This window comes from Chitinophaga sp. RAB17 (assembly GCF_052114225.1).
In the GTDB taxonomy this organism is placed as follows: Bacteria; Bacteroidota; Bacteroidia; order Chitinophagales; family Chitinophagaceae; genus Chitinophaga.
Genome location: NZ_JBFREI010000010.1, coordinates 104080 through 117430 on the forward strand (window position 1 = coordinate 104080; position 13351 = coordinate 117430).

At 45.3% G+C, this 13351-nt stretch carries 11 protein-coding genes; 7 read left to right on the top strand and 4 right to left on the bottom strand.

Annotated features, from left to right (window positions below):
- Nucleotides 1-2: 2 nt before the first annotated feature.
- From AB4Z08_RS27165 to AB4Z08_RS27185, 5 genes are all read left to right on the top strand, one after another.
- Entirely contained in the window at nt 3-1262 is a 1260-nt protein-coding gene (locus AB4Z08_RS27165; protein ID WP_441576933.1) for an alpha/beta fold hydrolase, read from the top strand.
- Nucleotides 1263-1335: 73 nt separating this feature from the next.
- Nucleotides 1336-1875 carry an RNA polymerase sigma-70 factor gene (locus AB4Z08_RS27170; protein ID WP_441576934.1) on the top strand — a complete coding sequence of 180 codons (540 nt, stop codon included), beginning with the start codon at nt 1336-1338 and terminating at the stop codon, nt 1873-1875.
- A 22-nt stretch (nt 1876-1897) separates the two neighbouring features.
- On the top strand, nt 1898-2881 hold the full coding sequence (locus tag AB4Z08_RS27175; RefSeq protein WP_441576935.1) for a FecR family protein: 984 nt from the start codon (nt 1898-1900) through the stop codon (nt 2879-2881).
- 88 nt (nt 2882-2969) lie between these two features.
- Complete coding sequence (locus tag AB4Z08_RS27180) at nt 2970-4499, top strand: hypothetical protein (RefSeq protein ID WP_441576936.1); 1530 nt, start codon at nt 2970-2972, stop codon at nt 4497-4499.
- Between the two features lie 410 nt (nt 4500-4909).
- Nucleotides 4910-5683, top strand: coding sequence for a class I SAM-dependent methyltransferase (locus tag AB4Z08_RS27185; RefSeq protein ID WP_441576937.1), 774 nt, complete (start codon nt 4910-4912; stop codon nt 5681-5683).
- A gap of 31 nt (nt 5684-5714) precedes the next feature.
- Here the strand turns inward: AB4Z08_RS27185 and AB4Z08_RS27190 are convergent, their stop codons facing one another.
- Entirely contained in the window at nt 5715-6407 is a 693-nt protein-coding gene (locus AB4Z08_RS27190; RefSeq protein ID WP_441576938.1) for a sulfite oxidase-like oxidoreductase, read from the bottom strand.
- Nucleotides 6408-6556: 149 nt separating this feature from the next.
- On the opposite strand from AB4Z08_RS27190, the gene AB4Z08_RS27195 reads away from it, so the two are divergent.
- Nucleotides 6557-7555, top strand: a complete 999-nt coding sequence (locus AB4Z08_RS27195) for a sterol desaturase family protein (protein WP_441576939.1) — start codon at nt 6557-6559, stop codon at nt 7553-7555.
- Here the strand turns inward: AB4Z08_RS27195 and AB4Z08_RS27200 are convergent.
- Both AB4Z08_RS27200 and AB4Z08_RS27205 read right to left on the bottom strand, forming a co-directional pair.
- Nucleotides 7543-8640 carry a metallophosphoesterase gene (locus AB4Z08_RS27200; protein ID WP_441576940.1) on the bottom strand — a complete coding sequence of 366 codons (1098 nt, stop codon included), beginning with the start codon at nt 8638-8640 and terminating at the stop codon, nt 7543-7545. The two genes, AB4Z08_RS27195 and AB4Z08_RS27200, sit on opposite strands and share 13 nt — an antisense overlap.
- A gap of 114 nt (nt 8641-8754) precedes the next feature.
- On the bottom strand, nt 8755-9273 hold the full coding sequence (locus AB4Z08_RS27205; RefSeq protein WP_441576941.1) for a cold-shock protein: 519 nt from the start codon (nt 9271-9273) through the stop codon (nt 8755-8757).
- Between the two features lie 309 nt (nt 9274-9582).
- Between AB4Z08_RS27205 and AB4Z08_RS27210 the strand changes: the two genes are divergently transcribed.
- Complete coding sequence (locus tag AB4Z08_RS27210; RefSeq protein ID WP_441576942.1) at nt 9583-12861, top strand: S41 family peptidase; 3279 nt, start codon at nt 9583-9585, stop codon at nt 12859-12861.
- Between the two features lie 31 nt (nt 12862-12892).
- On the opposite strand, the gene AB4Z08_RS27215 is transcribed toward AB4Z08_RS27210, so the two are convergent.
- Nucleotides 12893-13351, bottom strand: a complete 459-nt coding sequence (locus tag AB4Z08_RS27215) for a hypothetical protein (protein ID WP_441576943.1) — start codon at nt 13349-13351, stop codon at nt 12893-12895.

A 13351-nucleotide genomic window follows, 5' to 3' on the forward strand; every position in this document is an offset into this window, starting at 1 on the left:
ATATGAAACGCTTCTTCTTTTTCGTCCTGTCGTTCTGCCTCATTCAACACGCTGCTGCACAACAGCAAAATGTGGTAGTCAAAAGCTTCTTTGAGCAAATGAGCAAAGCTAACTGGACCAACGCAATGCAATACATGGCACCGGCCATGAAAGAAAAACTGAATGCAGACATGCTGAAAGGCGTATGGTCGCAGGTGGAGCAGGCCAATGGAAAGTGGGAGGCGCTGACCTCGCAAAAAACAGTGCGGGAGGGAGAACATTATATCGTTACCGCAGAGAATAACTTTGAACGTGCTACCCTGACATTCCGCGTAGCATTGGATAATGACAACCGGATAGTAGGATTTTTCATCACCGGGTCTAAGCCCAAACAAATGGTGCTGAATGCAAATGAAATAACAGATACTGTCAACACTATTGACGGTGGTGTGTTATACGGCACACTTACACAGCCGGAAGGACGGCAGCATGGCCCGGTAGTACTGATTATCGCTGGTTCGGGCCCTACAGATCGTGATGGAAACAACCTGTTTCTTCCGGCAGCGGAAAGCTTTTCCTATCAGCAGCTGGCCCAGGGACTGGCAGCCAACGGTATCGCTTCTTTGCGGTATGATAAACGCGGTACCGGGCAAAGCACGGCATTCCAAAAACCACTGACGATCCTGACAATAGATGATTATACGGCAGATGCGGAGGCCTGTATAGCCCACCTGCAACGAAGCGGGAAGTTCTCCAGCATATCCGTTATAGGGCATAGTGAAGGCGGCATCATTGGGCTTATACTCGCGCAGCATAGCCACCTGAAATGCCTGATCCCCTTATCTACCCCAGGAGAAACGACTGATAAAGTGCTGCTGGAACAACTGAAACCAAGGTTGTCAGACTCATTGTATCAGCAATCTGTCAGCATTTTAAATGACCTGCGGCAGAATAAAACACCCGCCAAAGTGCCAGCGGACTTACATCTTCTGTTTAATACCGGCAACTTTAACTATTGGAAAAGTACCTTCCGATTTGATCCCTGCGCCTTAATGCCAACGATAACAATGCCCGTATTGATTGTTGGAGGGGCTGCCGATGTACAGGTGTCACCCGCCCAGGTAACCATGCTGCAGGACTGTAAACCCGGTACTAACCTGGTGCTGATAGAAGGCATGACACACGCATTAAAAAACACCAATGGTATTTCTCCGGATAAAAAGACTCCCTTACCTTTGTCGCCTGAATTAATTCCGGCACTGGTATCTTTTATCCGCCAATAATTATTTTTCAGGCACGTAAGGGTTTATGACCACTCAGGTGTATTAGTAGTATATATAACAGCAAAAGTGGCCATTGGAGAACGATAAACACGATGATAAACTGGCTTTACAGGTTGAACAATACTTTCATAACCATTATGAAGGGTTGCATCGTTACGCCTTTACTATCCTGAAAGACAATGATAACGCCAAAGATGCTGTGCAGGCAGTGTTCCTGAAATTATGGGAGAAGAGAGACACATTAGACGAAGAGCAATCTGTAAAATCGTACCTGTATACAGCAGTATATCATTATTGCCTGAACATTAAAAGACATGACAAGGTCAAAGCCAGGTATGAATCGGAAAATGACAGCGCAGTTTACGACACAGGGAATAAACTCATCAGTAAAGAAATTAACCAACAAATCATGGATCATATTGCCGCCCTCTCACCTCAATGCCAGCTTATTTTTACCAAGAGCCGGTTTGATGGAATGAAGTATGCAGACATTGCAGTGGAAATGGGACTGTCCATTAAAACAGTAGAAGCACAAATGGGCAAAGCATTAAAGATCTTGCGTGCAAAATTATTTGATATTATGATCAGCATTATTATATTATTTTTCATATGAAAAATAGAAGTTAGAACTTTAAATGATGAATAATCCCGGTCACATACAAGAAGAGGATGAATTACTGGCAAAATATCTTTCCGGGGAAGCTACTCCGGAAGAAGCCATGGCTGTGGATAATTGGGTAAAAGCTGCCAGTGAAAACCGTGCTTTATTTGTGCAGGCAATGGCAGTATGGGAGCAAACAGCTGCTGGCAATACCTGGCAACTACCGGATAAACTGAAACTATTAGCCGCAATCAGAAGGGACAGAAAACCCGCCAAAACAGCTACCGTGAAAAAGCTCCGCTGGAGCATCGCCGCGGCCATCCTATTGCTGTTAGGTGCTGCAGGTGCCTACTGGTGGCTGCAGCCAGCACATGTCGCCGTCCCAGACTCGTTCGTAATACGACAGGCCGGTAAACAAATGCTAAGAGATACCCTGCCAGATCAATCGGTAGTGGAAATCGCCGCTGGCGCATCTGTAAAATATAAAAAAGACTTTCAGGGTAATTCCCGAAGTATTCACTTAACCGGAAGCGCTGCCTTTGATGTAACATCTGATCCCGTGAAGCCGTTTATCGTAAGCGTGGGGGCTATACAGATAAAAGTATTGGGCACTGTTTTCCACGTAGCAGAAGATGCTGCCCAAATAATGGTAGTGGTGAAATCAGGTGCAGTTAGCATGTACAGAGGAGACAGCGGTATTACATTAAGAGCCGGAGACACCGGTACCTATAATAACACCAGTCGCCATTTTGGTCTGATAGTGGCGGATAGCACTCACCAGCAAACAAGATCTTTTAATTTTACCAACGCCACTCTGAAAGAGATCGCTACTCAAATGGAAAAAGCATACGGCATCAAAGTTATTTTTAAAAATAAGAAGCTGGAAACCTGTACCATGAGTAGCTCTTTCGATAATAAATCTATTGAATTCATTTTTGAGGTTATATCAATCACGTTGAATGTCCAGTATAGGATTGAAAAAGATACCGTGTATATCAGTGGTATTGGATGTAATTAAGTATGTAGCAGCGCTGTTAGTCCCAATTATAGCAGCTTCTGTTTGCAGCGCACAGCAGAACCGGATTAATTTGCAGCAAAAAATAATATTGCCTGCGAAGCAAATCCGTCTGGACTCCCTGCTCAGTATCGTCAGCCGTCAAACCGGCGCAAGGTTTTCACTGAACACCAGTAAGTTCCCTCCTTCACGTATCATTCATGTTCCCAAAGGACCTATGCCGGTAGCGCAATTGCTCACCGCCATCAAAGAAGATACCGGTATCTTTTACACGGTGCTGGGAGGACATATCATTTTTATTGATAACCCGCCCCGCAAGTCTAATCCGCCATCCGTTAAAAAACAATCGGCAAAAAAAGAACCTGTCAGAAAGAGTACCAGTGAAAAGTCACTCGCGAAACAAGCGCTGAGAACGGGGCGCGCATTATGGGATCTGCAGTCAATACCCACCATTTATTTTGTGACTGATACATTGGTCACTTCAGGTAAGGTTATCGAACCAGATTCTGCCTGGCTTCTTGCCGGAGCAGGTAGCCTGCGTGACACCATCAGGAAACAGGATTCCATAAAAGCAGGCCTGGTATATGGCATTCAACGCGACTCCATCAAAGAAGAAGATACGCTGCGTATTGCCTTTGCATCCGGTAACCATTATAACGCTATTAAAACAACAGACTCACAAATAATCCATTATTCTACCCCCGCAGATGATACACACAATCGATTGTTGCGCTTCAGCAGCTGGCAGTTGGATCCATCATTGCATTGGGGCTGGGGTAGCGGCACGGGAGATACACTGCGCAATAAAATAATCACTATCGCCCGGAAAGATTCAACGAATATAGCGGAACAACAGCCAACGAATGATGCAATAAATCAAACTCCAAAAGTCGCGACAGACAATAAAGTAAAGAATGGAGAAATAGTTGCTGCAACTGCATCTCTCCATGATATAACAATAGAGCAGTCAACAAACACCGCCAAAACTTCACTTGTAAAATCGATCCTTCAAAATACATTTTCTAACCGCTATCAAAAGCCCGATGGACAAGGCGTAAGAAGGAGTGGAGAACAGGGGCCGTTTTCTTTTTTACTGAATCTGGGTGTTACCGGAGATGAGAGTTATTACGTTAATCCCACTATACAGATAGGACTTCCTTTTCTTTATGGCATTGCTTCTGCCGGCACCAATTTTAATCTGGTGGGCTTTAGAGTCGGGGCTGGTATTGCTGCGCGTATATCCGAAGACTGGCGAATACACTTGCAGATGACCACCGGTAAACAGCTGCAGGATTTCAGCTACGGCAACCCCGTGGATACCATCGGCGAACATATATCGGGAGCGGTGAACATGCGTTTAATGAAATTTTCCCTGGTAGCCGAAAGAAAGCTGGGTGAACACTTCCGTTTGCAGGCCGGCCTGGTATTCAATAGCCAACGGCTGCAATATAGAGCGGACAGTAACACCGTTTATACACCGCAGATGGTGTATCAGAGGTTAAATATAATTCATGCGCCTTATACCATCAGTGATACTTATAATGGTTATCTCAATACCAAAACATGGATAGGTTTTCAGTTGGGGATCTTTTATAACATAAATTTTAAGAGAAGAAAGTAAGGGTTTTTTATTTACTACGTGTAATAATAATGTACCTGCTGACATTGTTAGAAGATAGCAGTACATAAGAATTTTATTAAAAGGGACCTGCAACTGTTTATACTACGCTGAAAATGCTGCTTCTCAGCGGTATGTATTAGCATACAAAATAATTCCTCTTTAGGCTATTCGACATAAATGGCTCATACTGATAAAAATCAGTATGAGCGGGAGTTTGCCTGTCCTGATTATTTCGTAACAACGATCCAATAATATATCCCTTAGAACACTAACGCCGGCATTAGCATTTTTATAACATAAATTTTAACAATAGGCTATAAGGGTTTTTTATTTACTGCGTGTAGTAGTAATGCATCGGTATAATGGAGATGTCCGTTGTACTTTTTTTTCATTTCAAGATGGTTTTACAAATGATCGCATTATTAAAAACGGCAGAGAGAACGAACAATTCATCTTACATTAATAATTACGTTTTTCAGCGGCATGTATTCGCCTATAAAGCCATTCCTCTGGAAAGTCTGCAGCACAAACGAGTGCTCGAACTGGGCTGTGGGGAAGGATATGGGATGGAAATGCTGGCGCCTCATACGGCACACTACCGCTCTGTAGATAAAAAGAAACCGATCAATAAATTGCCGGGCAACGCTTCGTTTCAGCAATGCAATCTCCCGACCTTAACGGGGATTGCAGATAATAGTTATGATACGGTGATTTGTTTCCAGGTAATTGAACATATCAAAGAGGACAGTGCTTTACTACATGAAATCAGACGTGTGCTGAAACCCGGTGGCCGCCTGTTTTTAACCACGCCTAACCGGCTGACATCTCTCAGCAGAAATCCGTTTCATATAAGAGAATACCTGCCCAGGGAGATGTTTGCTTTAATGAATTCACATTTTCCTACTGCAAAAGTGGAAGGGGTTTATGGCAATGAGGTGGTGATGGCCTATTACGAGGAAAACAAACGTAGTGTAAATAATATTGCACGATTCGATGTTTTTCGGCTGCAATACAGACTGCCGGCCTTTTTACTAAGGATCCCCTACACGCTACTCAATAATATGAATCGCTTACTACTGCTTAAAAAGATGGAAGATGTAACAGCAGGTATCACCTACGATGATTTTTACCAGCATAGCTTACGCGATGACTGTCTCGATTATTTTGTAACAGCTGTCAAATAGCACTTTTAATTATACTGTTTAACTATTCCTATTAACTATATCTATCATTTCGCCATGGATATGCCGTATTGGAATAACCCCTTTCTTCCCAGAAGCCCAATTTGTTGGTAGTAAGGAATTCTATGCGGTGTATCCATTTGGCGCCTTTCCAGGCGTATAACTCAGGGGTAATCATTCTTACCGGACCACCATGCTCCATCGGCAGCGGAGCGCCTTCTATAGTATGTACCAGTAGTACATCGGGCTTCAATGCTTCTTCCAGGGAAACGTTGGTGGTATAGTCATCATATCCATAGCAAAGGATATGCGTGGCGGTATCCGCCGGCTGCACCAATGCTGCCAGATCCAGCAATCGTACGCCTTTCCAGTTCATATTCAGTTTAGACCAGGACGTTACACAATGAAAGTCGGAGGTATCTTCCGTTTGCGGGAGAGCCATGAACTCCTCCCAGGTTAATTCCACGGGATGTGCTACCGCACCATTCACTATCAGCCGCCAGTCTGCTGTTTCCACCTCTGGTTGTATGCCCAGATCCAGCACCGGCCATTTATGTGTAATGGTTTGTCCCACTGGAATTTCCGGCATGCCATGCCGGTTAGGATTTCCCGAACCCTTCGGCTTGCTGTCGGCCATGGAGGGTGTCTGCTGCATCTTCGCCTCAAAGCGGGCTTTTAGCTTCATCCTCGCTTCTACTACGCGTTTCAGTTTATCGGCGTCTTCCATAAAACAGTCTTTATATAAAGATACAGCTTTAGCCGCAGGCGCGAAATGCTTTGAATATTGCGGTTTAATTTGTACTTTGTTTAAACAATATGTTACTTTGTACGAACAAATGAATTTTCGCTCGTTCCACCTATTTAAATAACAGCGTTATGGCCTTCTTTCAGACTTTATTCCACGAACTGATTTCTTTCCTGGGCATTTCACAACTAATAGAAGTGTGTAAAACCGGTAACTATAAAGTCTTACTGACTTTAAACGGTATTTTCTCCGTGATTTCTCCCCTGATCCCTTTCCTGTTACTATTGGAAATTTGCAGGGCTATCTTTTATAAACGCTTTAAGATAGAAGACTACAAAATGCCCTTCTTCATCTTTGTGGTGAACCGTTTTATCTCGCGCTTTATCTCTATTGCGATGGTGGCGTTTTGTATCGGTGTGCTGGAAAAGTATGCACTGTTCAATACTTCGCTGAAATGGTACTGGTTTATTTACGGTTATGTGATCTGGGAGTTTTCGCATTTCGTCTATCATTATTTCGGACACAAAGTACGCCTGTTCTGGTGCTTGCACTCTACACACCATGCTCCGCAAACCATGAACCTTTCTGTGACCTATGCGCATTTCTTTTTGGAAGCACCCTATGCAGATGTGATCCGTACCAGCATCTGTATTTTAATGGGTGTAAATCCGCCGCTGCTGTTCATCATCATGTTTATTGATGGCACCTGGGGTTCGTTTATTCATGTGGGTGAGAACCTGATTAAAGACGGGCGGCTGGGCTTTTTGAATGCCATTATTCTGACACCTTCACATCACCGGGTGCATCACGCAAAGAACCCGTTATACATGGATACCAACTTCTGTAATCTGCTCAATATCTGGGATAAAGTATTTGGTACCTTCCAGCACGAAAAGCGGGAAATGCAGATTGAGTACGGTATTTCGAGGGAGATAAATCCCAATAATTTCCTGGATGTATATTTTGGGGAGTTGTACTGTTTATGGAAAGATCTCCGGAAAGCACCGGGTATAAAGAATAAGCTCCTGTACATCGTTATGCCGCCGGGATGGAGTCATACCGGTGATCATAAAACGGCTAAAGTGGTGAAACAGGCATACCTGCAGCAGGCGTCCGATCAGGTCATCTGATCAAACAGGTAATACAGCGGCGACTCTTCGAGTACCACGCGGCTGGGTCCATTTTCATCTTTTTTCCATTTAATCAGGCGGATAAATCCTTCTGCTATTTCAATGCCGGTGATGTCGCCATCACTAAAACAGCAACAGCCGGTGTTGAAGTAGGAGGGATGGGCCATGGTTTTTACAAATTGTTTGCCAGCATATTCTGCTTGTCTTGCTGATAAAGCTTTTTGTAAGATGCTTACCTGTGTGGCGTCTCCTTTGCTTTGTGCTTTTTCCAGTTGCTTCGTGAGACGGTCTATATGATCCAGCGAAGCAAATACAGGTTTATGCGTATGACCGGAGATGAGGAAGGTATGCTGATATTGCATGCTCCACTCATACATGATAATGTTGTGGCGGTCGGCCAGGTCGAAAGAGTCGGAGAGGGTATCGGTATGAACCTTAAAGAATCGCTGCACCGGTGTCCAGATAGCGGCTACAAACCATTTGCTGAAAACATTGCCATCGCTGCGCATGTCTCCCTGGTGGCCATGTGTCAGGAAAAGGCGAAAGTCATTGTCCTGGTACCGGGTCTGTAAAATAATGCCTTCATATACTTTCAGCTTCTTGCCAAACAGGGGCTTCAGGAATTGCTGCCGGGGTACATTATAATGCCACTGCAGATCATGATTGCCAAATACCCGGAAATAGCGTTTCTGTTGCAGAAAACGGGCTTCTTCGAGCAGGGACGTGCGGTTTTCCGCGATCACCTTTGCAGGCGGGCATTCCCATAGCTCTTCACAGTCGCCCAGGTTAATGAAGGTAAAGCCCTGATCGTAATAGTAGCCAAGGGCGCTGAGGTAGTTCTGCTCTGCGGCCATGAAATCATCAGCTCCATCTTTACCTCCTTTATGCTGATCCGAGAAGATAATAAAACGGGCATTTTCCTGGTCAAAGGGAATCACCAGGCCTTTCTGTCGGTTGCCTTGCAGAATTTCCTGCTGCAACCGCGATAAAGAGGCAAAAACCTGTTGTCTGTCTGGATTGGAAGAGAATCTGTTGGAGAGCCAGATAATAGGGCGTTGGAAGAGTTTTTTCAGCGGATTTGGCACGGCATGTTCTTTTAGGTGTTGTGGGGCATCTCATCCTTACCACGCACAAAAATGAGCGGTTATCCATAACCGCTCAGATTCTATTTATTTCAAAAAGGGCAGACCTACTGCAGACTACTGTTGCTCTTGTTGTTGCTGCGGCGGTGGTGGCGGCGCCTGTTGCGCTTGCACCTGCACTTTAACTTCTTTCTTTACATTTACAGCACTTGGACCTTTCTGTCCACGCTCTACTTCAAAAGTAACCTTGTCTTTTTCCTTAATCAGTTCTGTTAACTGGTTAATGTGTACAAACACGCTGTCCTGCGTTTGCTGATCAATGATGAATCCGTAACCTTTGGATTCATTGAAGAACTTCACCACACCTCTGCGTATCAGCTCTACCGGTTCAGAAGGTTCATGCCTGGTGGCACCTAACTGAATGTCTTCCACATTGATTTCTTTTCTTTTTCTTGGATCGGGTGGAGTAGAGGAGATGTTGCCGTTTTCATCAATGTACGCCATCATGTCTTCCAGACTCTTTCCTTTTCCACTGTTTGCTTTGCGTTCTTCCTTTCTTTCTGCCTTGTCCTGGCGTTGTTTCGCTTTTTTCTTTTCTTTTTCTTTTTTACCAACTGTTTCCTGGGATCTAGCCATATTTTGATTATATATTTTGATATGCTGCAAAGATCGGCTTTTTTTGCGTAAGCAGCCGGAAATATAACCGTCTGCAGGCGTTATGCACAGCCAGTTTCCGCCAGGATGTACTGCAGGAGCTATTCTATCTTTTTTGCACATTCCTGAAATGGACGACCTCACTTGCTATAAATGTGCTAAATACAGTTAACTTGTTACATATAAGATTAACAATATCTTTTATCAGATTTACATAGATTAGCAAATCGATTTTATAAACCGCAACAAAAAATCAGACCACCAAAAGTCTGTTCAAACATCTAAATGCTTATGATGAAAAGAACTGCCCTGATCTTTCTCGCCGCTATGGCAGGGAAACAGGCAATGGCACAGGTAGACGCAGGCCTGTTCCGCTATCCTGACGTGTCCCGGTCACAAATTGCATTTTCCTATGCAAATGATATCTGGATCGTGCCAAAAACAGGTGGTACCGCCATCAAACTGATTTCTCCTCCCGGCGTGGAATCATTCCCTAAATTTTCGCCGGATGGCAGCAAACTCGCCTTCAGCGGTAACTACGACGGCAACACAGATGTATATGTATTACCTGTAGCCGGTGGTGTACCATTGCGATTAACACAATACGGCGGCGCCGATCGCGTGGTAGACTGGACCCCGGATGGGAAACAGGTACTCTTCGCTTCAGGCAGAGAAAGCACCAAAGAACGCTTTAACCAGTTTTACACCATTCCGGAAACAGGTGGCAGTACTACCAAACTACCACTGGCCTACGCAGAATTCGGATCCTACTCACCCGATGCCAGCAAAATAGCCGTCACCACCCGCTCCCAGAGCTTCCGCAACTGGAAACGCTACCGCGGCGGTATGAAAGCAGACATCCACGTATTTGACTTTGCAAAACAACTCTCTGAAAATATTTCCGCGAAAAGCGAAGCCGGTGATGAATTCCCAATGTGGTACAACAACTACATCTACTTCCTCTCTGACCGCGGCGCCGAGAAACGTATGAACCTCTGGCGCTACGATACCAACACCAAAGCATACGATCAAATCACTACGTACAAAGACTATGATGTGCATTTCCCTTCCATGGGTCCAGGCGATATTGTGTACGAAGCCAACGGCAAATTGTATGTGATGTCATTGGAAACACAACAATCTGCGGAAGTGAAAATCACCATCACTACTGATCTCGCCGCGCTAAAACCCAGACTCGTTCGTACGGTAAAGTATATACAATCCACGGCTATCAGTCCCGATGGACAACGGGCATTGATCAGCGCTCGCGGGGATGTGTTTTCTGTACCCGCCATCAATGGATACGTAAAAGACCTTACCCGCACCAGCGGTGTAGCAGAACGTTACCCGGCATGGTCTCCCGATGGCAAAAACATTGCCTGGTGGAGCGATAAATCTGGCGACTATGAATTGTGGATGGCCCCTGCCGGTAAAGAAAACGAAGCCAGGCAAATCACCCACTATGGCCCCGGCTTCCGCTACACCCCCTACTGGTCACCGGATAGTAAGCAGCTGGCCTTTATCGATCAGGCCATGAAAATATGGGTACTCGATGTTACTACCGGAAAAACCACCGCAGTAGATCAGGCCCTCCACTATTCACCAAATGTATTTGAGGGCTTCCGCTTCAGCTGGACACCCGACAGCAGATGGCTGACCTATAGCCGTGACCTGGACAACCTGCACGAAGCTGTATTTTTGTTTGATACAAAAAACAACCAGCGTCATCAGGTCACCAGCGGCTTCTACGACTGCAGCAGACCAGTATTTGATGGGGAAGGCAAGTATCTCTATATACTCACCAATCAATCTTTCAAACCTACCTACAGCAGTATCGACAACACTTTTATCTACGCTAACGCCACTATGATAGGGGTGATTGGCCTGGAGAAAGCAACGCCCTCTTTACTCACAACCCGCAATGATGCAGTAGATGTAAAAGAAGATAAAAAAGAAGCAACACCAGCTGCCAAAGAGAAAGGGAAGAAGGAAAAAGAGAAGAAAGACAAAAAAGAAACACCGGCAGCAGAGAAAAAAGCAACTAACATTGACCTGGACAACATGGAAGCCAGGCTCGTATTACTGCCAATACCCGGTGGTAACTATTCCCGCCTCGGCGCTACCAAAGGGAAGATCCTGTTTCTCAGCAGCACGCCGCCGGATGATGAAGAAAGCAGTGGTGAGTCTACCCTGCAGTACTATGATATAGCTACCCAACAGGTAAAAACGATCATCAAAAATCCGGGCTCTTACGAGATTTCCGCCGACTGCAACAAAATCCTGATTAACAGCGGTCCCTATGGTATCATTGAACCGGCAGAGAATCAGAAAATAGACACGGCCATGCGCGTGGAGGAAATGGAAATGACCGTTGACCCGAAAGAAGAATGGAAACAATTATTTATGGATACCTGGCGCATGGAAAGAGACTTTTTCTATGATCCACATATGCATGGGGTAGACTGGAATGCAGTGAAAGAGAAATACCTGCACCTGCTGGAAGGCGCCCGCACCCGCGATGAAGTGAGCTTCGTGATCAATGAAATGCTGGGTGAAATGAATGCTTCCCATACTTATAACTTTGGCGGTGATGTGGAAGAAAGTAAAACAGAAAGTGTTGGCTATCTCGGTGTAGACTGGCAGGCAGATGGTCAATATTATAAAATCAAACGGATCATCCGTGGCGCTCCCTGGAACGCGGAAGCCCGTAACCCACTGGATGAGCCAGGCGTGAATATTAAAGAAGGTGACTATATTCTTGCAGTGAATGGAGTGCCGCTGACTACCGCACAGGAGCCTTACAGTGCGTTCCAGTCGCTCGCCGGCAAGGTAGTAGAGCTGACTTACAACAGCCGCCCTTCCCTGGAAGGCGCTAAAACTGCGATTGTAAAAACAATAGGGAAAGATTACCGGCTACGTCACCTGGCATGGATAGAGAGCAATCGCAAACGCATTGCAGATGCCACCAATAACCAGATAGGCTATATCTACGTGCCCAGTACTGGTATTGATGGCCAGGATGAATTGATCCGCCAGTTCAATGCACAATGGGATAAAGCCGCGCTTATTATTGATGAACGCTTCAATAACGGCGGACAAATCCCCGATCGCTTCATCGAAATGCTGAACCGCAAGCCGCTGGCGTATTGGGCTACCCGTGATGGTAAGCCTTCACCATGGCCGGGATATGCCAACTTTGGTCCTAAAGTGATGCTCATCAACGGATGGAGTGGCTCCGGCGGAGATGCATTTCCTGACTACTTCCGTAAAGCAGCACTGGGCCCCATCATCGGAACCCGCACCTGGGGCGGGTTAATTGGTATCAGTTCCACACCCGGACTCATCGATGGCGGCGTTATTACCGTGCCCTCATTCCGTATGTTTGAAAGAGATGGTACCTGGTTCCGCGAAGGACATGGCGTAGACCCTGATATCGCAGTAGATGAAAACCTGGGCGATATGGCTAAAGGAATAGATCCGCAGATAGAACGTGCTATTACTGAAATTAAAAACCTGTTGCAGACAAAGTCTTATAAGGCCCCTGCACAGCCACCTTACGAGGTAAGATAAAATGCCGTATCATCGTGATAGCTGGTAATTACTACCGGCTGTCACGATGATCTGCTATTTGTTGCAGTATATGGTTGACCCAGTGAATATCATTTTCAGCAACAATGATGGTGTTGAAATGATGACGATCCCCCTCGATAGCTACGCCTGCTGAATCATCTATATGCACATCAATATTGAACGCCGGCGGATATTTGGAAATAAGCGCGGCCTTTTGCCGTAATGTTTTATCATGCAGGGTTTTATTGATGATCTTCTCCGGGTAAATACCGTAAGAAAAAAACAAGCGCCTGACATAAGCCGGAGACCTGTAAGAAGTCGTATACACAAATATCCTGTGTTCCCTGGCCTTTAGCGCCTTCATCAATTCAATTGTACCTGCTCTGATTTTTTCACGACTGAAAAGTTTTTGCCATATTCCCCTTTGCTCTGTAGGAAATTGTTTTATACCAGGTATAAGGGTGTCGTCCAGGTCAAAGGAGATAATCAT